Below are 24,921 nucleotides of genomic sequence, written 5' to 3' on the forward strand. Positions count from 1 at the left end.
AACCCGCCCCCATCAGTTTTAAGCGTAGCTTTCGATCGAAGGGCAGGCGCAGATCAGGTTGCGATCGCCAAACACGTTGTCGACGCGACCGACCGGTGGCCAGTACTTGCCTTCGATCAGCGACGCTACTGGATACACCGCTTGCTCACGGCTGTACGGATGCGTCCACTCGCCGACGATTTCCGCCGCGGTGTGCGGGGCGTTTTTCAGCGGGTTGTCGTCCTTGTCCAGGGTGCCGTTTTCCACCGCGCGGATTTCTTCGCGGATGCGGATCATGGCGTCGCAGAAGCGGTCCAGTTCTTCCTTGGATTCGCTTTCGGTCGGCTCGATCATCAGCGTGCCGGCGACCGGGAACGACATGGTCGGGGCGTGGAAGCCGAAGTCGATCAGGCGCTTGGCGACGTCATCGACGCTGATGCCGCTGCTGTCTTTCAGCGGACGCAAATCGAGGATGCATTCGTGCGCCACCAGGCCGTTGCTGCCGGTGTAGAGCACCGGGTAGTGCTCTTCGAGGCGACGGGAAATGTAGTTGGCATTGAGGATCGCCAGTTGCGAAGCGCGCTTGAGACCCGCGCCACCCATCATCCGAATGTACATCCAGGTGATCGGCAAAATGCTTGCGCTGCCGAACGGTGCTGCGCAGACTGCGCCTTCTTTACGTTCCATGGTCCCGTGACCCGGCAGGAACGGGGTCAGGTGCGACTTGACGCCAATCGGGCCGACGCCGGGGCCGCCACCGCCATGCGGGATGCAGAAGGTTTTGTGCAGGTTCAGGTGCGACACGTCGCCGCCGAACTTGCCCGGCGCGCAGAGGCCGACCATGGCGTTCATGTTGGCGCCGTCGATGTACACCTGGCCGCCATGGTCGTGAATGATGCCGCAGATTTCGCGGATGCCTTCTTCGAACACGCCGTGGGTCGACGGGTAGGTGATCATCAGCGCGGCGAGGTGTTCGCGGTGCTCGATGGCCTTGGCGCGCAGGTCTTCGATGTCGACGTTGCCGCGGGCATCGCACGCCGTCACGACCACGCGCATGCCGGCCATATTGGCGGTCGCCGGGTTGGTGCCGTGGGCGGACGAGGGGATCAGGCAGATGTCGCGGCGGTCTTCGCCACGGCTCTGGTGGTAGGCGCGAATCGCCAGCAGGCCGGCGTATTCACCCTGGGAACCGGCGTTCGGTTGCAGCGAGATCGCGTCGTAACCGGTGGCGGCGCAGAGCATTGCTTCCAGCTCGTCGGTCAGTTGCTGGTAGCCGGCGCTTTGCTCGGCCGGGGCGAACGGGTGCAGGGCGCCGAACTCGGCCCAGGTCACCGGGATCATTTCGCTGGCGGCGTTGAGTTTCATGGTGCACGAGCCCAGCGGGATCATGGTGCGATCCAGCGCCAGGTCCTTGTCGGCGAGCTTGCGCAGGTAGCGCATCAGCTCGGTTTCCGAGTGGTAACGGTTGAACACCGGGTGGCTGAGGATCGGCGATTGACGCAGCAGGGCGGCCGGGATCGTGCTAGTCACCGAAGCGGCGAGAGCAGCGAAGTCCGGCAGGGTTTTGCCGTCGGCCAGCAGGGCCCACAGGGTTTCCACGTCAGCTTGCGAAGTGGTTTCGTCGAGGGACAGGCCCAGACGTTCGGCATCGATTACGCGCAGGTTGATCTGCTGGGCACGCGCCTGATCGTGCAGCTTGGCGGTGTTAGCACCGGTGTTCAGGGTCAGGGTGTCGAAGAAGCTGGCTTGCTCGACTTTCAGGCCCAATGCGCTCAAGCCTTGGGCCAGAATCGCGGTCAGGTGATGCACGCGGTTGGCGATCTGCGTCAGGCCTTTCGGGCCGTGGTACACGGCGTACATGCTGGCGATGTTGGCCAATAAGACCTGCGCGGTGCAGATGTTGCTGGTGGCTTTCTCGCGGCGGATGTGTTGCTCGCGGGTCTGCATGGCCAGGCGCAGGGCCGGCTTGCCGAAACGGTCGACGGAGACGCCGACCAGACGGCCGGGCATGTCGCGCTTGAATGCATCCTTGGTGGAGAAATACGCCGCGTGCGGGCCACCGAAGCCCAGCGGCACGCCGAAGCGTTGCGCGCTGCCGATGGCCACGTCGGCACCGAATTCGCCTGGCGGGGTCAGCACGGTCAGGGCCAGCAGGTCGGCGGCGACCGCCACCAGCGCATTGGCGGCGTGGAAGCGTTCGGTCAGTTCGCGGTAGTCGAAGACGTCACCGTTGCTCGCCGGGTATTGCAGCAGGGCGCCAAAGAAGGTGCTGACGTCGCTCAGTTCACGCTCGTCGCCGACCACCACGTCGATGCCCAACGGCTCGGCCCGGGTGCGCAGCACGTCGAGGGTTTGCGGGTGGCAATGCACGGAAGCGAAGAACGCATGGCTGCCCTTGTTCTTGCTCAGGCGTTTGCAGAAGGTCATCGCTTCGGCGGCGGCGGTGGCTTCATCCAGCAGCGAGGCGTTGGCGATCGGCAGGCCGGTGAGGTCGCTGATCAGGGTCTGGAAGTTCAGCAGCGCTTCGAGACGGCCCTGGGAGATTTCCGGTTGGTACGGGGTGTAGGCGGTGTACCAGGCCGGGTTTTCCAGCAGGTTGCGCAGGATCGGCGACGGCGTGTGGGTGCCGTAGTAGCCCTGGCCGATGTAGGTCTTGAACAGCTGGTTTTTGCCGGCGATGGACTTGATCAAGGCCAGGGCGTCGGCTTCGCTCAGGCCGTCTTCGAGGCCGAGGACGCTGGTGCCCTTGATGCTGTCGGGGATGACGCTGGCGCTCAGGGCTTCCAGCGAGTCGAAGCCGAGGCTATTGAGCATGGCTTGCTCGTCGCCGGCACGCGGGCCGATGTGGCGGGCGATGAATTCGTTGGCGGTGGTCAGGCTTACTTGAGTCATGTCAGCGCTCCTCAGGCTTCGGCGTTGGCTTTGATCAGACGGTCGTAGGCGTCTTGATCCAGCAGTTTGGCGACAGCCGATGCATCGGTTGGCTGGAAGCGGAAGAACCAGCCTTCACCCAGCGGATCTTCGTTGACCAGTTCAGGGCTGCTGTCGAGTGCCGGGTTCACTTCCAGCACTTCACCGTCCAACGGCATGTACACGCCGCTGGCGGCTTTTACCGATTCCACGGTGGCGGCTTCAGCGCCTTTGTCGTAGGACTGCAGCTCAGGCAGTTGTACGAAAACCACGTCGCCCAGGGCGTTCTGTGCGAAAGCGGTGATGCCGACGGTGACAGTGCCGTCAGCTTCGGTGCGCAGCCATTCGTGATCTTCAGTAAAACGCAACTCGCTCATGGAAACTCCTAAGGGGGCCAGACTCGTCTGGTGGACGCGATTGAATGCTTGGGCAAAAGCCCTGCTTTATAAGCGGTTACTAAGCAAAATCGCGGCCAATGTTATTTAATCGATATAAATCAATGAGTTATATGTTTGTTCAAGGTGTATGAATTTGCTGGCTGTAGCGAAATCGCTACAGCACAGGGTGGAGAAAAAAGACTAAGTGGATCAAAGCCTTGCACAACGGTGATCAGGAGAGGGTGTAGCGATATCGTTCCGCTGTAGCGCTTTCAGTACAGATGGAGGTCGTTTTTGAGCAGGTTAGAAGCCCTTGAATTGGAATCCGACCCGTAGGAGCTGCCGAAGGCTGCGATCTTGTCGCAGGCGCTGCAAATTCAAAGTCAAAAGATCGCAGCCTTCGGCAGCTCCTACAGGGGCGCGCGTTCCAATGCTAAGCCAAGTGAGGCTTCAGGGCTTATTGGGAATGCCGTACTTGCGCAACCGATGGGCGATCGCGGTGTGGGAAGTTTGCAAACGGCTGGCCAGTTGGCGGGTCGAGGGGTAGCTGACGTAGAGTTTTTCCAGCAGGGTTTTTTCGAACTCTTCCATCGCCTGTTCGAGGCTATCGACGTCGCTGTCACTCTGACGCGCCACGGAGGTGCCGGCGATATCGAGGTCGCCAATGTCGACCAGGCTGCTTTCGCATATGGCGGCGGCGCGGAAGATCACGTTCTGCAATTGCCGCACGTTGCCCGGCCAGCGATTGCCCAGCAGTGCCGGATAGGTGCCTGGCGCCAGGCGACAGACCGGGCGCTGGATCTGCGCGCAGGCCTGCTGCATGAAGTAGCGGGCCAGCAGCAGGATGTCCTGGCCGCGTTCGCGCAGGGGCGGAACTTCGACGTTCAGGACGTTGAGGCGATAGAAGAGGTCTTCACGGAACGAACCCTCGCTGACCATTTTTTCCAGGTCACGGTGCGTGGCGCTGAGGATCCGCACATTGACCTTCACCTCACGATCCCCGCCCACCCGGCGGAAGCTGCCGTCGTTCAAGAAGCGCAGCAACTTGGCCTGCAAATACGGCGACATCTCGCCAATCTCATCGAGAAACACCGTGCCCTGGTTGGCCAGTTCCATCAGCCCGGGTTTGCCGCCTCGTTGCGCGCCGGTGAAGGCGCCGGGGGCGTAGCCGAACAGTTCGCTTTCGGCGAGGTTCTCCGGCAATGCCGCGCAGTTCAAGGCCAAAAATGGCGAACTGTGCCGAGCGCTGATGGCGTGGCAGGCACGCGCCACCAGTTCTTTGCCGGTGCCGGTTTCGCCCTGGATCAGCAACGGCGCATCAAGGGCCGCAACGCGTTGGGCGCGGGCCTTGAGGGTCCGAATCGCCGGGGACTCACCGAGTAGTGCATCGAAACCTTCGGCATGGTCGTGGTGCAGCGCCGACAGGCGTTCACCGATGCGGTTTGGTTGATACAGGGTCAGCAGGGCGCCGGCGTCGGTAATCGGTGTGGCGTCCAGCAGCAACGTCTGGCTGTTGACGGTGACTTCCCTCAGCGGCAGGCGGAAGCCGTTTTCCAGCAGGGCTTCGAGCAGAGCCGGGTCGGCGAACAGGTCAGCGATGCTTTCGCCGTCAGGCTCGCGACCGTACAAGGCAATCAGTGCCGGGTTGGCCAGCAGCACCTTGCCGGCACTGTCCAGCGCCAGGACCGGGTCGGTCATGGCCGCGAGCAACGCATCAAGCTGTAGGTGCCGACGCTGACCGGGAAGAATGTCGACCACCGTCACCGCTTGCACGCCGCGCACGCTGAACAACGCATCGCGCAGCTCTTCGAGGACTTCCGGGCTCAAGGTCGGGGCGTCGATGTAGACGTTGGGCGGGACCATTTCCACCGCATCCAGATTGAGATTGCGCCCACCGAGCAAGGCCAGGACTTCCTGGGTAATGCCGACGCGGTCGATGAAGCTGACGTGGATACGCATGGGGCGTTTTTTGGGTTCTGGAGTGCGGAGGGTGGCAAGTATGCCTTGGAGGAGGGGGGAGGTGAAATCGGCAATGGGGATGGCTTGAAAAGATCGTCCGAACGCGGCCCGAACCTTCGGCAGCTCCTACAGGGGAATGCGTTCGGCGTAGGAGCTGCCGAAGGCTGCGATCTGTTGATCTTCCAAGCGTTATTCCAGATGTTCGGGTTTGACCGGATCGCCGGATTTGACGTGGAGCTGCTCCCGCACATCTTCAAACATGGCGTCGTACTCCTTGTGTATCGAGCCGATACTGGCCTCTTTAGGCATCCCGTACTTCTGCGCTATGCGCGTGGCATGCCGGGCGAAGTCGAACGCCTGATCCTTGGGCAGGAAGAATTCTTCCTTCAGCTCCTTGTCCCCAACCGTGCCATGCATCTTGAACAGCATCCCTTCGCCTTCCTTGGGATCCTGGCTGACTGCATATTCGATGTGCAGGTTGTAACTGTAATCGTCCTTGTTCAGCGCGTGGCGCTCGATGTGCAGGTGACCGGGCTCGAACGTTGCCATTTAGCGTTTCTCCTTCAAAAAGGCATTGAATCAGGGCAGACCTCAGGCCTGCCCTCGGAGTTTCTTTTATTGATAGCTTATCCGGGTGTCGCCGTGTCCGAGAGTGGACCGATCACCGCGACTTTTCCAGTCTGTCGGGCGAACTTGGTTCATCCTGGTCTGCGTGGGCTCATCGGCAATTGGAGGCGTTATGAAGGTGCTGCTGAGGTACCCACCGCCCTATGACTGGTCGGCGATGCTGGTTTTTTTGTCGGCGCGGGCGATTGTCGGGATCGAGGTCGTGGTTGACGGCGTTTACTCGCGCAGCATCGGGTTGAACGGTGTTCATGGCACGTTTTCGATCAAGCCCGCAGCGACGGATGCACTTGAAGTGACGCTGGATTTTCCTGATTCAACGGCGGTGCCAGAGATCATCGCGCGGCTGCGGCGGATGTTTGATCTGGATGTGGACCTGGCAACGATTCATCGGCAACTGGCGGTTGATCCATTGATGGCGCGGTTGATTGTCGAGCGTCCGGGGTTGCGGGTGCCGGGGGCGTGGGATGGCCTGGAGTTGGCGATTCGTGCGGTGTTGGGGCAGCAGATTAGCGTGGGCGCGGCGATTAAACTGGCGGGGAAACTGGTGGCGCAGTATGGCGATCCGTTGGCTTCGTCGTTGCCCGGCGTGACCCATGTGTTTCCTCAGGCTGCCGCTTTGGCGTCAGTGGATCTGGCAGCGTTGGGGATGCCGAAAAGCCGTGGTCGAACGCTGTCGGGTGTGGCTCAGGCATTGCTCGATGATCCTTTACTGTTTGAGCCGGATCGGGAGGGCGGCGTTGCGCGGCTACTGGCGTTGCACGGGATTGGTGACTGGACGGCGCAATACATCGCCTTGCGGCAGTTGCGCGATCCGGATGCGTTTCCGAGCGGGGATGTGGGGTTGATCAATGCGTTGGCGGCGCTAGAAGGTGAGGCGGTGACGGCTCGGCAATTGTTGCAACGAGCCGAAGCGTGGCGACCCTATCGAGGCTATGCGGCGCAGCTTTTGTGGACTTCACTGAGTCGGACTGACTGAGCTAGTCCGAGATTTTTGCTGACTTTTCGGGCCCCATCGCGAGCAAGCTCGCTTGTATGTTTAGACTTGAAGGGGTGGGCGGGACTAAAAGCTCGATTCTGACTCTGACCAGTACAGACCGTGGGAGACTTCTCGTCCCGCCCTTTCTACCCAAAGCGCCGATAAGGAATTCATCGGTAAAACCGACGATAGAGGCAAGCCAGCGCAACGGTAGACCCCGACAAGCTCTTAAACCCTAGCTCCGAGGATTCGTCATGACAATCCTTACTTCGCAGACGGTTGTTGGCATCGATATCGCCAAGGCTGAAATAGTTATCTATCGCTCCGACCTGCAAACCACTGACGCCATCAAGAACGATCGAACAGCCCTTAAACGCTGGCTTAAAACATTGCCCGCCCAAAGCGCTATCGCCGTTGAAGCCACCAACATCTACCACCTGGACACTGTCGAGTTGGCCCATGCGATGGGTCACCAGGTCTATGTCGTGGATGCTTATCGGGTGAGCAACTATCGCCGCGGCATCGGCCAGCGAGCCAAGAACGATCCCTGCGATGCCCGTCTGCTGGCGCGTTATTTGACGAACGAACAAGACGGACTGCGGATCTGGAGCCCGCCACCCAAGGCCTACACCTCGCTGAAAAGCCTGCTCCACAGGCGTGCAACGCTAATCCAGAACCATGCCGGTCTGATGCTGAGCTGGGCCAATGAACCCTTGTTGAAGAAAGTGCAGACCGCCCAGCAAAAGGCCTTCAAGCAAGCGGATCAGGCCATTCAGAAACTGCTGCGCAAGGTCTGCAAAGAGGCGGGTATTGAAGAGAATATCGACCGCTGCAAAGCCATCGAAGGGGTTGGCGAACTGACTGCAACCGGGTTGGCGACGACCTTTATGCGCGGTGATTTTGCCAATAGTGATGCGTTCATCGCGTTTCTAGGGATGGACCTTACGGTCGATGACTCCGGGAAGAAGAACGGCCCCCGGCACTTGACCAAAAAAGGGGATCCGGAAGTACGCCGGTTGGCTTACAACGCCGCAATGGCAGCCTGTCGCTCAGCTAAATGGAAACCGTTTTACGAGTCATATTTGGCAAGAGGCTTCTCGAAAACCCAGGCATTGGTGGCCCTTGCCCGGAAACTCTGCCGGGTGGCATTTGCCCTGATGAAAAATCAGAGCAAATACCAGCCGGCCTGAAGTTGCGGGGTTGCCCTGCAACATAGAATCTCCCACATTTGATCGCGGTCGTCCGGGAGAACCCGGTCAGTTGTGGGCGCGAGCTTGCTCCGGGCGGCGTTCCGACGATAGCTATCTGGCACTCACCACCACTGCGCGCGGTGAGAACCCAATTCAGAAGCCGGGATCGCCCACCGCAACGGCGTCCCGATAATCTTCAGCGGCACCTGCAACCGATGCGCCGGTCCCCAAGGCGTCTGCTCAACCAGCAGTCCTTGATCGTTGTCATCCTCCGCCCGCAACGGCTCATCTGTTCCCGAACCATTTTCAATCAGCAACTTCGCCGTACGCGCCAACGATAAGCGCGCCGATCCACTACGCCCCAACAATCGAATCGCACTGGCCGCCATCAAATACCCGGTAGCGTGATCGAGCGCTTGCAAGGGTAATGGCGTCGGTTTGTCCGCGCGCTTCCACTGCATGCCGGCGTCGGCGATTCCGCTGCTCATTTGCACCAGGCTGTCGAAGCCGCGGCGGTTCTGCCACGGGCCGCTCCAACCGTAGGCATTGAGGCTGACGTCGATCAGGTCGGGCGCCAGTTTCTTGCGTTCGGCGACGCCGTAACCCAGGCGTTCCAGTGCGTCGGCGCGGTAGCCGTGGAGCAGAATGTCGGCGTCCTTGAGCAGGCTTTCGAACACCGCGCGATCCGTCTTGTCGTGCAGGTTCAGGCGTGCGCAGCGTTTGCCCAGCGTGACTTCCGGCACCACGCCAGGTTCGTTCCAGGTCGGTGGGTCGATGCGCAAAACGTCGGCACCGAGGCCGGCCAGAAAACGGCTGGCGATCGGTCCGGCGAGCACTCGAGTCAAATCCAGCACCTTGATCCCGGCCAGCGGTTGCGCCACCGAGCCTTGCCACGGTTTCGCGTTCTGGCGACTGTTGTCAGCAAACTGAATCAGCGGCTCGGCGTTCACGGCCTGACCTTGGGGATGCGCCTGCCATTGCGCCCAGCTGCGCATCTCGGCGGCGCAGCCACCGGCATCGACCACGGCCTGCTCCAGATCGCTTTTGGCCCATTGAGCCACCTTGCTCGCCATCGCTGCACGGTCGGCACAGGCACCGAGCACTTTTTCGGCAGCGGCGCGGTGATGGGGCGCGTTGGTGTGCAGGCGGATCCAGCCATCCTTCGTGGCGTAGTCACCGGCGACCGGGTCCCATAACGGCGGGAGGCTCCAGCCGACCGGGCGGATCGACGTGGCGAACCAGAAAGAGGCCAGGCGCCGATCGACCTCAAGGCTGGGTAAGCGACCGGTTTGTTGCTGCAGCCATTCGCTGACAGCCTGGCCGGCAGCGGCAATGCTGGCGCACGCCAGGTCGGTGACGGCAAACGCCGAGGGCAGGGCGCCGCTCGACGTGAATGGAATCGGCGTGTGAGGCAAGCCGAGTGCGGCTTGAATGGACGTGAGTAAATCAGTCATCGAAGGCCCTCCGGGAGAGAGGGCAGCATAGATCAAAAGATCGCAGCCTTCGGCAGCTCCTTGTATGTTGACCTTGATTCCAACGAGAGAGGTTACGCTCAAGGATTCATACAACAGCAAGTGCGTTTCTGGGGGAGGCCGATCGCTCCTGAAGGCAGGATTTGCTCCTGACCTTGTCTGTAGAGAGGCCCCCCCGCCTCATTGCCCACCACGAAGAGTATCGAGAAGCCGACAAGTCGGACTTCGCATTACAAGGTTGCAGTGGCATGAAGTTCGAGGTCGGGGGAACCAGGAGCAATCTTACCGAAAGTCAGGGAAGTGAAAAGCATGAATACTCATGTCGGCATAGACATTGGTGCGCGCACGTCTGTCATGGGATGGCGGCAGAGCGGTAGAACATCAGGCCAGTGGGATATTCAGCACACGCCCAAAGGACGTAAGGCTGCCGTGACAAAAATGTTGGGTCTCAAACCGCTGAGCGTGGTCATGGAGGCCACCGGCATTTACTACCTGGATCTTGCATTGGAGTTGCACGCCGCCGGCCTGCCGGTCTCGGTGATCAACCCCAAAAGCTTCCACAATTTTGCAAAATTGATGCTGCAAAACAGCAAAACTGACCAGATAGACGCTCAATTGCTGGCTGAATATGGCGAGCGCATGACTCCCAGGCTTTGGGTTGCGCCTACTGCCGATCAAATGACGCTGCGTGCGATTGGCCGCCATATCAATCGGCTGATTGGTCATCGAACACGAGCCAAAAACGAATTACACGCGCTACAAGCGACAGAAACGAGTGTGGAGCTGCTGATCGAGGATGAGAAAGAGGCGATTGCAGGGCTGGACACACGGATTGATCGCTTGAAGAAAGCCGCACGTGATGCCATCGCCAAATGCCCGGATCTGAGTTTGCAGTTTCGCTGCATGATGGCGGCCCCCGGCGTTGGAGAAGCCTCAGCCATCGCCGCACTGGCTGAGCTGACGACCCTTCCGGTAACGCTTAAATCGGCGCAGGTAAGCCGCTATGCAGGCCTGGATGTCAGGTTGACCCAGTCAGGCACCAGCGTGAACCGACCAGGGCGAATGTCCAAATGCGGTAATGCTTACTTGCGCGCAGCGATGTTCATGCCGGCGATGACGGCAATTCGTTGTGATGAGAATGTGAAGGCCTTCTACGAGGCTCTGGTAGCGCGCGGCAAGAAGAAAATGCAGGCCATCGGTGCGGTCATGCGCAAATACCTAACCGGGTTATGGGCATGCATGCGCTCCGGAGAAGAATTTAATACGGCCAAGCTTTTTAGCGAAAAACATCTCGCGAAAGCTTGACCGTGAACAGAGTATCTACAGGGATCGGTGTAGGAGCTGCCGAAGGCTGCGATCTTTTGAGGGTTACACCCGGAACTGATCCATCAATTTCATCTGGTGGGTGGTCAGCGAGTTGAGATGGCTGCAGATCTGCGCCGATTCGGTGGCCTGGCCGGTCAGGGTTTCGGTGACGGTGCGGATCGCCGAGACGTTGCGGTTGACCTCTTCGGCCACCGCGCTTTGCTGTTCGGCGGCGCTGGCGATTTGCAGGTTCATGTCGCTGATGACCGTCACCGCGTCGCTGATTTTGCTCAAGGCCTGGACGGCCTGCTGGATCTGCCCGGCATTGCTGTGAGCTTGAGTCTGGCTCGAATGCATCGTGGCCACCACGCCGCGAGTGCCGGTCTGGATGCGTTCGATCACGGTGCGGATTTCTTCAACCGAATCCTGGGTGCGTTTGGCCAGGTTGCGCACTTCATCAGCGACCACCGCAAACCCGCGCCCGCTTTCCCCGGCACGCGCCGCTTCAATCGCCGCGTTGAGCGCCAGCAGGTTGGTTTGTTCGGCGATGCTGCGGATCACTTCCAGCACCGAGCCGATCTGCTCGCTGTTGACTGCCAACGCTTCGACTTCGGTCACGGCCTTGCTGACTTCGTCGGCCAGTTGATTGATGTCGCGGGTGCTGCGTTCGATGATCTGCATGCCGTCGCGGGCCGATTGGTCGGCACCCTTGGCCGCGCTCGCCGCGTTCGAGGCACTGTTGGCGACGTCGTGGGCGGTGGCGCTCATTTCGTTGGACGCGGTGGCGACCTGGTCGATTTCGCGGAATTGCACCTGCATGCCTTCGCTGGTCTGGCGGGCGATTTCTGAAGACTGGTCGGCGGTGCCGCGCGCATCGGTGATGCTTTGTTTGATCTGCGCGATGGTCGGTTGCAACTTGTCGAGGAAGCGGTTGAACCAGCTCACCAGTTCGCCCAGTTCGTCTTTCTTGCTGTAGTGCAGACGCTGCGTCAGGTCGCCGTCGCCGCTGGCAATCGCCTTGAGCATCTCGGCTACGCTGTTGATCGGCCGGGTCACACCGGACGCCGTGAGCCAGATCAGCAACAGTCCGACCAGGCCGGCAATCACTGCCACCAAAACGGCTTTGATCGTGCCGCTTTGCTGAGCGTCATTGAGTACGGCCTGCAGCTTGACCGAGTCGGCCAGCAACACTTGTTTCGGAAGGTCGATCACCACGCCCCAGGCCTTGGACTCGGCAATCGGACTGACCGGGTACACCGCACGGATCAGATCACCCTGTTCGAGAATCTTCGGCGTGCCAGCGCTGAGCAGTTGCAGGACGTCCTTGCCGTCTGCGCCCAGGGTGTCGCCGATGCTTTTGCCGACCTTGCTCGCGTCCACGCTGTAGCCCGCGAGCACGCCGCTGCCGGAAACGATCAGCATGTGCCCGGCGCTGTTGAACAGATCGCGTTGGGAATCGACAGCCGCCGCTTGCAGCGCGTCCAGGGCGATGTCCACACCGACCACACCGATGGACTTGCCATCCACCAGCAGTGGTACGGAAATGGTGGTCATCAGCATTTCCTTGCCGGCGACAGTGTCGGCATACGGGTCGAGCAGGCAGGTGCGCTTGCTGTCGCGAGGGCAGGTGTACCAGCTGTTATAGGGTGTGCCGCTGAGGCTCAAGGTGGTTTTGGTCATGTCGTCTTCGACCATGATCGTGTTGATCCCGACACCGCCGGCACGGCTCCAGTAGCTGGCGAAACGACCGACTTCGTTGGACTGGCGAGCCGCATCGTTGGCGAACTCGCTGTCCTTGCCGTCCAGACCATTGGGCTCGAATGCCAGCCAGATGCCGAGCACTTTGCTGTTGCGTTCGAAGGCGGTTTTCAGGCTCTGGTTCAACTCTTCACGCAGGACGCCGGCGTCAAGGGAGCGCTTGCTCGCCATGTTGCGCATGTCCTCAATCTGATCGGCCAGGGCAGTCACCACCAGCAGATTTTCGCCGAAGGTCTTCTGCACCCGCACCGCTTGCTCGGCGGCCTTGGCCTGGAGCAGGTTCTGCACGCTGGCGGTGAGCATCTTGCTGCTGGAGGCGCTGACCAGTTCATCGTTCTGATCGGTCTGGTAGATGTTCATGCCGACGATCAGGACGACCACGCCCAGCAGGCACAGACCGGACAGCAGGACGATTTTCAGGCGGATGGAGAGAGAGTCGAACATAGGACGAACTCGCGAATGGATGAGGTGTTGGCTGTGAGTCGGGATCGACCCGGTTCGCCAAGTCCATTCAGCGCCATTTAATGCACATCGGCGCGGGCGCAGGTTGCATGAACGCGAAGCCGACGAACGGTAGCAGGTGACCGTTTGCGCAGGAAAATGCCCTGAAAAGGACAGAAATTCAGGAGATTGTCGGCAACGATTCCGGCCGCGACCAGATCCACAGATTGCCCAGGCTCATCCCGGCAATCGCCAGAAAGATCGGCCAGCCATGATCGAGCATCACCAGCATCAACCCGGCGCACAGCAGCATGCTGACGGTGGCGCTGACCTTGGCTCGGCGGGCGATGATTTTGCCGTTGCGCCAGTTGCGCAGGATGGAACCGAACAGCCGATGGTTTTCCAGCCAGGCGCTCAGGCGCGGCGAACTTTTAGTCGCGGCCCAGGCGGCCAGCAGGATGAACTCGGTGGTCGGCAGGCCGGGTACGACGATGGCGATCAGGCCGATGCCCAGGCTGAGGTAGGCGAGCAGGCCGAAGAGGATTCGGGTGAGTTTTGAGGAGGCAGGCATGGACTCAAGGGAGGTCGTAAGAGGCAAGATCGGAATTTGGAAGACCTGCTCAAACCCTGTGGGAGCGAGCTTGCTCGCGATAGCGATCTACCATTCAACATCTCTGTTGAATGTTAAGCCGTTATCGCGAGCAAGCTCGCTCCCACAGGGGAATGCATTCCGTCAGGCGAATTCAGGGGTGGTGGCGTAAGCCTGTTCCAGCAACACGGTAAAGCGGTTGAACGCGTCGATTGCGCCTTTATCCAACTCGGCTTCTTCTTGTGCGCTGAGTTCCAGCCCGTCGAGGGTTTTGACGAAGCTTTTCCAGCCTTCAGCGCGACCACCGGCCGGTTCACCGAGATGGCGGGCACCAAAGGTTTCGCTCAAGCCGAGACCCACGGCACGCTTGATCAGGAAGGCTGCGCCGAGTTTCGAACCTTCAGAGACGAACAGCCAGCCAAGTGCTTCGGCTTTGGTTGGATTCTTCACCGCCCCGGCGACGGGGGCCGGAACTTCAGTTTCCAGATCAGCCAGGTCCGCCTTGGCTGCTTCAGCACGGCAGCGAGCTGGCAGGTCCGGGACGATGGCGGTCAATTCGGCATCGTTGTACAGCGAGACCAGTTCCGACTGAAACAAATACTGAGCCACCACGAAACGCGCGAAGTTGGCCTGGGTTTCGAACGGTGCGTGGGCTTTGACCAAGGCATCAAGCTTGGTGTGAGGCTCGTTTGTGATCTGGTTCAAACGTTGCGAACGCAGAGCTGGGCGTTGAGCAGTGTCCTGAGAGGTCATGAGAAGTCCTTGAGAAAAAGAGGCGCTTGGTAACGAGACGAATGACGTGGCGCCTGACAGTAAAAAAACCTCACTGCGCCACATCTATAAAAGCAGCGCATTGAGGTGGCAGGGTCAGATATCCCAGACCAGATTGATCGCGAAGTTGCGACCCGGTTGGGTCAGGCGGTCGAGGTTGGCCGGTTGAGTGACCGAGGCTTCGCCGACGCTGTCGTAACCGCGCACGTCGTCCCACTGCCAGTACTTCTTGTTGGTCAGGTTGTACAAACCGGCGTTGACGGTTACGTCGTCGGTCACCTTGTAGAAACCGGCCAGGTCGAGCACGCCATAGCCCGGGGTCTTGAACTGGGTGCTGGTGCCGTCGGGGGTTTTGAAGCTGGTGCTGTCGACGCGGGTCTTGCGTTTGACCAGTGTCCAGCTCAACAGGGCGCCGTAGTTGTCCTGGTCGTAACCCAGGCCGAACACGCCGGTCAGCGGGTTGATGCTGTTCAGCGGCTGGCCACTGTCATCGTTACGGCCATACAGGTAGGCCACCGAACCTTGGGTGTAGAGACCGGTCGGGGCGCCGAAGCTGTCCAGGTTCAGGCGACCCTTGAGCTCCACACCTTTGATGGTGGCGTGGGCGATGTTGTTGCTCTGGAACGTGGTCTCGGTGTAGCCGGGCGTGATGGCGTTCTCGTCGATGAAGTCGCGGTATTTGTTGTAGAACACCGCCACATCGAAAGTGCCTGCCTCGAACTGGCCGCGCAGGCCGGTTTCATAGCTCTTGCTCTTTTCCGGTTCCAGGTCGGGATTGGGCGCGACCTGATAGCCGCCGGCCAGGTTTTCAAAGCGACCGTACAGCGCCTTGGCGGTCGGCGTGCGGAAGCCTTCGGCGTACTGGCCATACCAGGTGTAGTTGTCGTTGAAGCTATAGGTGGTGCCGAATTTTGGCGACAGACGATGCCAGGTCTTGGTGTCCTCGCTCACCACACCGTTGCCGCTTTGGTCGGCGGTGACCAGGAACTCGTCGGTGATGTGCGGCTTGAGCTCGGTGTAGTCGTAGCGTGCGCCGGGCAGGAAGGTCCAGTTGCCCCAGCTGATCTGATCCTGGGCGAACAGGCTGTAGCTGTTGATGGTCGGGTCCGGGAAATCGCTGGCCGGTTTCAGGGTGTCGGCGGCGCTGGCGGCACCGATGACCCGGCATGCGCCGGCCACGGTCAGGCAGGTGCCGCTACCGGTACGCAGGCCAGTGACTTTGTCCTGTTTGATGGTGGTGCCATAGGTGACGCGGTGGTCGGTGTCGGCGATGGCAAACGACTTGTCAGCCTGTGCATCGAACACCCATTGGCGATCCTTGTAGGTGGTATCGCGGTTGCGCAGCACCGTGCGCGACGGCGCGTAGATTTCTTCGGTGTTCTGATCGGTCTTGGCGATCTGGTAGTTCAGCGTCCACTTGATGTTGTCAGCCAGGACGCTGTCCAGGCCAAAGCTGTGTTCCAGACCGAAGCGTTCGCGGGTGACGGTGTCGTTGCCGGTACGGGATTTATAGAAGCCGAAACCTCGTCCTGCGTTGAACGGGCCGCCCACTGCGCTCAGCTGATTGGTATCGCGGTCATCCTAGTAATGCTCGTAAGTCAGACCGAAGCGCGCATCGTCGGCGTAGTCCCAGCCCAGTTTGGCCAGCACGTTGGTGGTGCGCACGTCCTCGGGGTTGGCCTCGGTGCGGTTCAGGCCGGTGCCGCCGGTTTCGCCGTAGGACTCTGTTTCATGACCATTGCGCTGACTCAAATGCAACAGGCCGTCGAAGTCGCCGGTGCGGCCGGCCACCGTGCCAGAGGTCAGCCAGCTGTCGTCGGCCGAGCTGTAGCCGGTTTTCAGGCGCGCGCCGACATCCTTGCCCGGTTTGATGATGTCGTCCGGGTCCAGCGTGTAGTAGCTGACCGCGCCGCCGATGGCGTTGCTGCCGTAGAGCACCGACGCCGGGCCGCGCAGAATCTCGACGCGCTTGACGATCTCGGGGTCGACGTAGTTGCGGTTGCTCTGGGCGTAAGGGCCGTTGAAGAAGCTGTCGGGTATCTGCACACCGTCGACCTGGGTCAGTACGCGGTCGCCGTCGATGCCGCGGATGTTGTAGCCAGTGAGACCGGCGCGTTGACCGGCACCGCCCACCGAAACACCGGGCTCGTAGTGCACCAGATCCTTGATGTTATTCACGTTGTTGCGGTCCAGCTCTTCACGGGTGTGAACGGTGACGGTGCTCGGCACGCTGTCGATGCTTTGCTCCTGGCGGGTGGCGCTGATGGTCACCTGGTCCAGGTTGAGCGCGCTGCTGTTGCTGCGCTTCTCCAGCACGATGTTGTTGGTGCCCAGTTTGCGATAGCTCAGGTTGGTCCCCACCAACAGGCGATCGAGGGCTTTCTCTGGCGGCAGCGAACCCCGTACGCCCGGCGAGGCCACGCCTTCCGCCAGTTCTGCCGGCAAGCCGACCTGCCAACCGGTCACGGCGGTAAAGGCATTGAGTGCCGAGACCAGCGATTGCTGAGGGATGGCGAACGCGTAATCGCCCATGTTGCGGGTCGGTTGCTCGGCAGCGGTGGCGGCGCAGAGCTGCGCGCTGCCGGCCATCAGGATGGCGGCGGTCAGCAGCGACAGCACGCGAGAAGGTGAAGAAGGTTGGCGGGTAAGGCGAGAGGACATCGATAGCGCTCCGTGTCGCACGAATCTTTATAGGTGCTGATTGGCATCTGTAGATGCGAATCAATTGCATTGGCTATAACGAGACGTATGGGGTTTGGCTATCGAGTAAAAATAATTCTCATTTAGGGGGGGCGTTGTGAAATATTTTTACCACCCCCGGGGAACAAAGTTTTGAGAACGCCCCCTAGTTCAGAATCACCAGCGCCGGGAATTCCTGGAGCCGCGCCGAGGTGATGTGGGCAAGCGAGCGGACCACGTCCAACGGCTGGTCGAGGCGGTAATTGCCGGTGACGGCGATGTCGGCTAACTGCTCGTTGTTGTTGATGATCCAGCCGGGATAGTAACGACGCAGCTCCGCCAGCACTTGGCTCAGCGGGCAGTTTTCAAACACCAGTCGACCCTGGACCCACGCCAGGTCGGTCGCGGCATCGAGTCTGGCGGGGCGATCGAAACCGTTGGGGCCGATGCGGATGCTTTCTCCGGCGGACAAGCGAATTCGCGCGTCGTCGCGGGTCGCTCGCAAGTCGACATCCCCACGCTGTACTCGAACCTGTGCCACGCCGTCCAGATAGCGCACCGCAAACGCGGTGTCCCGCACGCTGGCCTTGACCGGCCCGGCGTCGATTTCCAGCGGCTGGCCGCGATTGGCCGGTACCTCGAAAAACGCCTCGCCTTGATACAAACGGGCAACGCGCTGTTGATCGTTGATGGTGCTGGAGAAGGCCGAATTGGTATTGAGCAGGACCTTCGAGCCATCCTCCAGTTGCAGCCGCTGGCGTTCACCGACCACTGTCAGGTGATCAGCCTGCAGCCGAATCGGCAGATTGCTGAAGCTGAACAAACCGAGGATCAGCACGGCGGCGGTGGCCAAGGGTTTCCAGTGCGGTCGCAGGCGCGACAGGACGGCCACTTTCGGCGGCCGGGCGGCCAGGCTCTGCGCGCATTGCACGACTTGCGGGCCCTCCCAGATCGCCTGAGCTTTGGCGAACGCCTCGGCATGCAGCGGATCGGCGGCCAGCCAGTCGTGAAACTGTCGGGTTTGTTCCTCGCTCGGACTGTCCAGCACGATCAGCCAGTCCAGGGCCTGGTCCATCGCGCTTGCGGGGTCCCGCGCCGGGGAGGGCGGAGGGGGGGCGGGGGGAGGCACTGGAAGTGTGTCCGTCACGGTGTTTCCTCGGCAGTGTCTTGGCACCGCTGTTTTTTTAGTGAAGCTTGAAAGTGGGGCAAGGGTAGCAAAGCCCGATAGTCAGTGCAGGGCATCCTCACACATAGAGAATTAGCCTACAGATTCAGTCGCCGTTTAACCGTTCGGCCACGCCGATGCAGATCGCCATGATCAGTTTCAGCTCCTTTTGCACGGTGCTCAATGACACGCCGAGCTTCTCGGCGATCTCCAGATAGCTGTGCCCGTGCAGACGACTGAGGATGAAAATCTGCTGCTGACGGGCGCTGAGTTCATTGAGGCTCACGTTCAAACGCTCGAGCAATTGTTCGGCATGGGCGGCGTCCTCGGCACTGCTGGCGGGGGCGGCGACGCTTTCCACCACGTCCAGCGGCACGTCGTCGAGCATCGTGCGGGACTGAATGCGCCGCGCACGCAAATGGTCCAGCGCCAGGTTGCGGGCGGTCTGGAAAACGAAGGGCTCAAGGTGATCGATGGCCCGCTCACTGAGCGCCCGGGTCACTCGCAGGTAGGTCTCCTGCAGGAGGTCTTCGGCGGTGCTGTGATTGTTGACCATCCGCTCCAATGTGCGCAGCAGAGAGACTCGCTGGGCGATGAAGACGTGATTGAAGCGAGATTGACTCACGGGAGAACCTGATCCATTTCGAGCGAATGATAATGCTTATCATCCGCTCGAGTGGTCAAGTATTGATTTGTGAAGGTTTAGGCGCGGCCCAGCAGATAGGTCGCGTAATCGGGGATCCGATGTTCGTGCGCCTGCTCCATCATCGGGCTGCTGAGCAGGTAGTCGGCGCTGCATTCATTGCAGGCCACCGGAATGTTCCAGACGGCCGCGACGCGCAATAACGCCTTGATGTCCGGGTCGTGCGGCTGTGGTTCGAACGGGTCCCAGAAGAACACCAGCATATCGACCCGCTGCTCGGCGATTCGCGCGCCGAGTTGCTGGTCGCCGCCCAATGGGCCGCTGATCATGCTCTCCACAGGCAAATCCAGGCGCTGTTGCAACAACAACCCGGTGGTGCCGGTGGCGACCAGTTCATGCTGTGCGAGTCTGTCTTTCTGCCGCTGGGCCCAGTCCAGCAAAAACACCTTGCAGTGGTCATGGGCGACCAGGGCAATACGCTTGCGCGCTGCCATGGTCTTTTGCGTAAAGCTGATACCGATCATCGGTGCTGCTCCAGACGTTTATCCGCCGTCGGCGCTGAAGATCAAAAGATCGCAGCCTTCGGCAGCTCCTACAAGGCATGGTGCGACGCAAAACCTGTAGATACTCTGTTCACGGTCAAGCTTTCGCGAGATGTTTTTCGCTAAAAAGCTTGGCCGTATTAAATTCTTCTCCGGAGCGCATGCATGCCCATAACCCGGTTAGGTATTTGCGCATGACCGCACCGATGGCCTGCATTTTCTTCTTGCCGCGCGCTACCAGAGCCTCGTAGAAGGCCTTCACATTCTCATCACAACGAATTGCCGTCATCGCCGGCATGAACATCGCTGCGCGCAAGTAAGCATTACCGCATTTGGACATTCGCCCTGGTCGGTTCACGCTGGTGCCTGACTGGGTCAACCTGACATCCAGGCCTGCATAGCGGCTTACCTGCGCCGATTTAAGCGTTACCGGAAGGGTCGTCAGCTCAGCCAGTGCGGCGATGGCTGAGGCTTCTCCAACGCCGGGGGCCGCCATCATGCAGCGAAACTGCAAACTCAGATCCGGGCATTTGGCGATGGCATCACGTGCGGCTTTCTTCAAGCGATCAATCCGTGTGTCCAGCCCTGCAATCGCCTCTTTCTCATCCTCGATCAGCAGCTCCACACTCGTTTCTGTCGCTTGTAGCGCGTGTAATTCGTTTTTGGCTCGTGTTCGATGACCAATCAGCCGATTGATATGGCGGCCAATCGCACGCAGCGTCATTTGATCGGCAGTAGGCGCAACCCAAAGCCTGGGAGTCATGCGCTCGCCATATTCAGCCAGCAATTGAGCGTCTATCTGGTCAGTTTTGCTGTTTTGCAGCATCAATTTTGCAAAATTGTGGAAGCTTTTGGGGTTGATCACCGAGACCGGCAGGCCGGCGGCGTGCAACTCCAATGCAAGATCCAGGTAGTAAATGCCGGTGGCCTCCATGACCACGCTCAGCGGTTTGAGACCCAACATTTTTGTCACGGCAGCCTTACGTCCTTTGGGCGTGTGCTGAATATCCCACTGGCCTGATGTTCTACCGCTCTGCCGCCATCCCATGACAGACGTGCGCGCACCAATGTCTATGCCGACATGAGTATTCATGCTTTTCACTTCCCTGACTTTCGGTAAGATTGCTCCTGGTTCCCCCGACCTCGAACTTCATGCCACTGCAACCTTGTAATGCGAAGTCCGACTTGTCGGCTTCTCGATACTCTTCGTGGTGGGCAATGAGGCGGGGGGGCCTCTCTACAGACAAGGTCAGGAGCAAATCCTGCCTTCAGGAGCGATCGGCCTCCCCCAGAAACGCACTTGCTGTTGTATGAATCCTTGAGCGTAACCTCTCTCGTTGGAATCAAGGTCAACATACAAGGAGCTGCCGAAGGCTGCGATCTTTTGATCGTTGAACCTTCGGGCCGCCTACGGTGGTCATCGGTTTATTCAGCGTTGCACAGCGCCAGGCAGTTATCGAGCATGCGGTTGGAGAAACCCCATTCGTTGTCGTACCAGGCCAGCACCTTGAGCAGCTTGCCGCTGGATTTGGTGTGGTTGGCGTCAAAGATCGACGACAGCGGGTTGTGGTTGAAGTCGCTGGAGACCAGCGGCAGGGTGTTGTAACCGAGAATCTTCGAGTGCTGGCTGGCTTCTTTCAGCAGTGCGTTCACTTCATCGGCCGACGCTTCGCGTTTGAGTTGCACGGTCAGGTCCACCAGCGACACGTTGATCACCGGCACGCGTACCGACATACCGGTCAGTTTGCCCGCCAGTTCCGGCAGCACCAGACCGACCGCTTCAGCCGCACCGGTTTTGCTCGGGATCATGTTCTGGGTGGCCGAACGCGCACGATACGGATCGACATGATAGACGTCGGTCAGGTGCTGATCGTTGGTGTAGGCGTGGATCGTGGTCATCAGACCGCTTTCGATTCCCAGCTCGCGGTGCAACACCTGAGCCACCGGGGCCAGGCAGTTGGTGGTGCACGACGCATTGGAAATGATCTGGTGCGATTGGCGCAGAATGTCGTGGTTAACGCCATACACCACCGTGGCATCGGCGCCTTTGGCTGGGGCCGAGATGATCACTTTGCGTGCGCCGGCCGTAATATGCGCGGCGGCTTTGTCGCGGTCGGTGAACAAACCGGTGCATTCGAATACGACGTCGATCTTCTCGGCAGCCCAAGGCAGTTCGGCCGGGTTGCGAATGGCGCTGACAGAAATACGGTCGCCGTTGACGGTCAGGCTTTCCCGATCGTGCTGGACATCGGCATCGAACGTGCCGTGAACAGTGTCGTACTTGAGCAGATGAGCGTTCATCGCGCTGTCGCCCAGGTCATTGATGGCAACGATCTGCAGATCCTGGCGATAACCTTGGGTATACAGTGCGCGCAGGACGTTACGGCCAATTCGGCCAAAACCATTGATTGCGATTCGAAGAGTCATTTAACAGGGCCGCCGTCGTTTTGTTGTTGGAATTACAAGATTATTCGCATAAAAATAGAAAACAAGCCTTTTTAATGGCAATATTTTGTTCAATCTACAACGAGTGACCTGAATCAACTGGTCCGACCGATCAAGAAAACCGTCTGTCATCCCATCGACAACGGCTCTTGTTCAGCATAGACAATCAGGTCGCCACATCCGTTAGCCTGGAGTTCTAAACATGCATCCCCGCGTCCTTGAGGTCACCGAACGGCTTATCGCCCGCAGCCGCGCCACGCGTGAGGCTTACCTTGCACTGATTCGTGGTGCTGCCAGCGACGGTCCCATGCGCGGCAAGCTGCAATGCGCCAACTTCGCCCACGGCGTCGCCGGTTGCGGCACCGACGACAAGAACAGTCTGCGGATGATGAACTCCGCCAACATTGCGATTGTTTCGTCCTATAACGACATGCTCTCGGCGCACCAGCCGTACGAAGTCTTTCCTGAACAGATCAAAAAGGCCCTGCGTGAAATCGGCTCCGTCGGCCAGTTCGCCGGCGGCACCCCGGCCATGTGCGATGGCGTGACCCAGGGCGAGCCGGGCATGGAGCTGAGCCTGCCGAGCCGCGAAGTGATTGCGCTGTCCACCGCCGTGGCGCTGTCTCACAACATGTTCGATGGCGCGCTGATGCTCGGCATCTGCGACAAAATCGTGCCGGGCCTGATGATGGGCGCGCTGCGTTTCGGTCACTTGCCGACGATCTTCGTGCCGGGCGGGCCGATGGTCTCGGGCATTTCCAACAAGCAGAAAGCCGACGTGCGCCAGCGCTATGCCGAAGGCAAGGCCAGCCGCGAAGAGCTGCTGGAATCGGAGATGAAGTCCTACCACAGCCCGGGTACCTGCACCTTTTACGGCACCGCCAACACTAATCAGTTGTTGATGGAAGTCATGGGCCTGCACTTGCCGGGCGCCTCTTTCGTCAACCCGAACACCCCGTTGCGTGATGCCCTGACCCGCGAAGCGGCGCATCAGGTCACGCGTCTGACCAAGCAGAGCGGCGACTTCATGCCGATCGGCGAAATCGTCGACGAACGTTCGCTGGTCAACTCGATTGTTGCGTTGCACGCCACCGGCGGCTCGACCAACCACACCTTGCACATGCCGGCGATCGCCATGGCGGCGGGCATTCAATTGACCTGGCAGGACATGGCCGACCTCTCCGAGGTGGTGCCGACCCTGAGCCACGTCTACCCGAACGGCAAAGCCGACATCAACCACTTCCAGGCGGCGGGCGGCATGTCATTCCTGATCCGCGAATTGCTGGAAGCCGGGTTGCTGCATGAAAACGTCAACACGGTTTTGGGCCATGGCCTCAGCCGCTACACCATGGAACCGTTCCTCGAAAACGGCGAACTGGTCTGGCGCGAAGGCCCGATCGAAAGCCTCGACGAAACCATCCTGCGTCCTGTCGCGCGTGCGTTCTCGCCAGAGGGCGGCTTGCGAGTGATGGAAGGCAACCTCGGCCGCGGTGTCATGAAAGTGTCCGCCGTCGCTTTGGAAAACCAGGTCGTCGAAGCACCGGCCATGGTGTTCCAGGATCAGCAGGATCTGGCCGATGCATTCAAGGCCGGTTTGCTCGAGAAGGATTTCGTCGCGGTGATGCGCTTCCAGGGCCCGCGCTCCAACGGCATGCCGGAGCTGCACAAGATGACGCCGTTCCTCGGCGTGCTGCAGGATCGCGGCTTCAAAGTGGCGCTGGTCACCGACGGGCGTATGTCCGGTGCGTCGGGGAAAATCCCGGCGGCGATTCACGTCAGCCCCGAAGCGTATGTGGGCGGCGCTTTGGCGCGGGTGCAAGAGGGCGATATCATCCGCGTCGATGGCGTCAAAGGCACCTTGGAGCTTAAGGTGGACGCCGACGAATTCGCAGCGCGCGAACCTGCCAAGGGCCTGTTGGGCAATAACATTGGCAGCGGTCGCGAACTGTTTGGTTTCATGCGCATGGCCTTCAGCTCGGCGGAGCAGGGCGCCAGCGCCTTTACTTCTGCCCTGGAGACGCTTAATTGAAACTGGCTTTGGTCGGTGACATCGGTGGGACCAACGCACGTTTCGCGTTGTGGAAAAACCAGCAGCTGGAATCGATCCAGGTGCTGGCAACGGCCGACCACGCCAGCCCGGAAGAGGCGATTGCCCTCTACCTGAGCGGGCTTGGCCTGGCGCCGGGTTCGATCGGTTCGGTGTGCCTGTCGGTGGCCGGGCCGGTGAGTGGCGATGCATTCAAGTTCACCAACAATCACTGGCGACTCAGCCGCAAGGGGTTCTGCAAGACCTTGCAGGTGGATCAACTGTTGCTGGTCAACGACTTCTCGGCGATGGCGCTGGGCATGACCCGTTTGCAGCCGGACGAGTTTCGGGTGGTCTGCGAAGGCACGGCGGAACCGTTGCGGCCGGCGGTGGTGATCGGTCCGGGCACTGGTCTCGGCGTTGGTACGTTGCTGGATCTGGGCGAAGGTCGTTTCGCCGCGTTGCCGGGGGAGGGCGGTCACGTCGATTTGCCGCTGAGTAGTCCGCGGGAAACTCAACTGTGGCAACACATCTTCAATGAGATCGGCCATGTCAGCGCTGAAACGGCGTTGAGCGGCAGCGGTTTGCCGCGGGTCTATCGGGCGATTTGTGCAGTGGACGGTCATGAACCCGTGCTGAATTCCCCCGAGTCGATTACCGCAGCCGGTCTGGCGGGTGATCCGATTGCCCTGGAAGTGCTCGAGCAGTTCTGCTGCTGGCTGGGTCGTGTGGCCGGCAACAACGTGCTGACCACGGGCGGGCGGGGTGGCGTGTACATCGTGGGCGGAGTGATTCCGCGGTTCGCTGATTTCTTCATTGAAAGCGGCTTTGCCCGATGCTTTGCCGACAAAGGCTGCATGAGTGATTACTTCAAAGGCATCCCGGTGTGGCTGGTGACGGCGCCGTATTCCGGCCTTGTGGGCGCGGGTGTGGCGCTCGACCAGGCCTAAGACCGAGTCGCCTTCATCGCGAGCAAGCTCGCTCCCACAGGATTACTTACATTTTCAGAATGTGTATTTATCCCTTGTGGGAGCGAGCTTGCTCGCGATGAGGCCAGAACAGGCAAC

The 24,921-nt window shown here is 60.2% G+C and carries 17 protein-coding genes and 3 pseudogenes; 5 read left to right on the forward strand and 15 right to left on the reverse strand.

Translation table 11 applies throughout. From position 1 onward, the window contains the following. Positions 1-18: 18 nt before the first annotated feature. From gcvP to ACMXYH_RS07330, 4 genes are all read right to left on the reverse strand, one after another. Positions 19-2,871: an aminomethyl-transferring glycine dehydrogenase gene (gene gcvP, locus ACMXYH_RS07315; protein WP_415766711.1), complete on the reverse strand. Its 2,853-nt coding sequence runs from the start codon at positions 2,869-2,871 to the stop codon at positions 19-21. Between the two features lie 11 nt (positions 2,872-2,882). Then, the gene (gcvH, locus tag ACMXYH_RS07320) at positions 2,883-3,266 is read right to left on the reverse strand and encodes a glycine cleavage system protein GcvH (protein WP_007949423.1); all 384 of its coding nucleotides are present in this window, start codon (positions 3,264-3,266) and stop codon (positions 2,883-2,885) included. A gap of 450 nt (positions 3,267-3,716) precedes the next feature. Further along, on the reverse strand, positions 3,717-5,225 hold the full coding sequence (locus ACMXYH_RS07325) for a sigma-54-dependent transcriptional regulator (protein WP_415766712.1): 1,509 nt from the start codon (positions 5,223-5,225) through the stop codon (positions 3,717-3,719). Between the two features lie 189 nt (positions 5,226-5,414). After that, entirely contained in the window at positions 5,415-5,774 is a 360-nt protein-coding gene (locus tag ACMXYH_RS07330; protein WP_129437825.1) for a DUF5064 family protein, read from the reverse strand. Between the two features lie 190 nt (positions 5,775-5,964). Between ACMXYH_RS07330 and ACMXYH_RS07335 the strand changes: the two genes are divergently transcribed. Both ACMXYH_RS07335 and ACMXYH_RS07340 read left to right on the forward strand, forming a co-directional pair. Continuing rightward, positions 5,965-6,828 carry a DNA-3-methyladenine glycosylase family protein gene (locus ACMXYH_RS07335; RefSeq protein ID WP_415766713.1) on the forward strand — a complete coding sequence of 288 codons (864 nt, stop codon included), beginning with the start codon at positions 5,965-5,967 and terminating at the stop codon, positions 6,826-6,828. Positions 6,829-7,082: 254 nt separating this feature from the next. Continuing rightward, positions 7,083-8,044 (forward strand): annotated as a pseudogene (locus ACMXYH_RS07340) (IS110 family transposase). Positions 8,045-8,140: 96 nt separating this feature from the next. Here the strand turns inward: ACMXYH_RS07340 and ACMXYH_RS07345 are convergent. Next, positions 8,141-9,472 (reverse strand): CoA transferase, encoded by a 1,332-nt coding sequence (locus ACMXYH_RS07345; protein ID WP_415766714.1) that lies wholly within the window; start codon positions 9,470-9,472, stop codon positions 8,141-8,143. Positions 9,473-9,799: 327 nt separating this feature from the next. On the opposite strand from ACMXYH_RS07345, the gene ACMXYH_RS07350 reads away from it, so the two are divergent. Next, entirely contained in the window at positions 9,800-10,795 is a 996-nt protein-coding gene (locus ACMXYH_RS07350; protein ID WP_415765780.1) for an IS110 family transposase, read from the forward strand. A 63-nt stretch (positions 10,796-10,858) separates the two neighbouring features. Here the strand turns inward: ACMXYH_RS07350 and ACMXYH_RS07355 are convergent, their stop codons facing one another. The 10 genes and pseudogenes from ACMXYH_RS07355 to gap form a co-directional block, all read right to left on the reverse strand. Next, complete coding sequence (locus ACMXYH_RS07355) at positions 10,859-11,614, reverse strand: methyl-accepting chemotaxis protein (protein WP_415767664.1); 756 nt, start codon at positions 11,612-11,614, stop codon at positions 10,859-10,861. A 150-nt stretch (positions 11,615-11,764) separates the two neighbouring features. Further along, positions 11,765-12,997, reverse strand: a pseudogene (locus tag ACMXYH_RS07360) (chemotaxis protein); the annotation flags it as partial. A 178-nt stretch (positions 12,998-13,175) separates the two neighbouring features. Further along, complete coding sequence (locus ACMXYH_RS07365) at positions 13,176-13,565, reverse strand: YbaN family protein (protein ID WP_415766715.1); 390 nt, start codon at positions 13,563-13,565, stop codon at positions 13,176-13,178. Between the two features lie 162 nt (positions 13,566-13,727). Then, a complete protein-coding gene (locus tag ACMXYH_RS07370) occupies positions 13,728-14,336 on the reverse strand; it encodes a biliverdin-producing heme oxygenase (protein WP_129437814.1) in 609 nt (202 codons plus the stop codon). Between the two features lie 114 nt (positions 14,337-14,450). After that, positions 14,451-17,015 (reverse strand): annotated as a pseudogene (locus tag ACMXYH_RS07375) (TonB-dependent receptor). A gap of 184 nt (positions 17,016-17,199) precedes the next feature. Continuing rightward, entirely contained in the window at positions 17,200-18,108 is a 909-nt protein-coding gene (locus ACMXYH_RS07380) for a FecR family protein (RefSeq protein WP_415766716.1), read from the reverse strand. 196 nt (positions 18,109-18,304) lie between these two features. Further along, positions 18,305-18,823: an RNA polymerase sigma factor gene (locus ACMXYH_RS07385; RefSeq protein WP_033056830.1), complete on the reverse strand. Its 519-nt coding sequence runs from the start codon at positions 18,821-18,823 to the stop codon at positions 18,305-18,307. Between the two features lie 77 nt (positions 18,824-18,900). Next, positions 18,901-19,365, reverse strand: a complete 465-nt coding sequence (locus tag ACMXYH_RS07390; protein WP_415766717.1) for a methylglyoxal synthase — start codon at positions 19,363-19,365, stop codon at positions 18,901-18,903. Positions 19,366-19,480: 115 nt separating this feature from the next. Continuing rightward, on the reverse strand, positions 19,481-20,476 hold the full coding sequence (locus ACMXYH_RS07395) for an IS110 family transposase (protein ID WP_415765780.1): 996 nt from the start codon (positions 20,474-20,476) through the stop codon (positions 19,481-19,483). 332 nt (positions 20,477-20,808) lie between these two features. Beyond that, a complete protein-coding gene (gene gap / locus ACMXYH_RS07400; RefSeq protein WP_129437806.1) occupies positions 20,809-21,810 on the reverse strand; it encodes a type I glyceraldehyde-3-phosphate dehydrogenase in 1,002 nt (333 codons plus the stop codon). Between the two features lie 220 nt (positions 21,811-22,030). Here gap and edd point away from each other — a divergent pair, with 220 nt between their 5' ends. Together edd and ACMXYH_RS07410 are read left to right on the forward strand one after the other, a co-directional pair. After that, positions 22,031-23,857, forward strand: coding sequence for a phosphogluconate dehydratase (edd, locus tag ACMXYH_RS07405; RefSeq protein ID WP_046049478.1), 1,827 nt, complete (start codon positions 22,031-22,033; stop codon positions 23,855-23,857). Next, the gene (locus ACMXYH_RS07410; RefSeq protein WP_415766718.1) at positions 23,854-24,804 is read left to right on the forward strand and encodes a glucokinase; all 951 of its coding nucleotides are present in this window, start codon (positions 23,854-23,856) and stop codon (positions 24,802-24,804) included. The genes edd and ACMXYH_RS07410 overlap by 4 nt, the downstream gene beginning before the upstream one ends. The last annotated feature ends 117 nt before the right edge of the window (positions 24,805-24,921 follow it).

Source organism: Pseudomonas frigoris (assembly GCF_047758635.1).
GTDB lineage: Bacteria > Pseudomonadota > Gammaproteobacteria > Pseudomonadales > Pseudomonadaceae > Aquipseudomonas > Aquipseudomonas frigoris.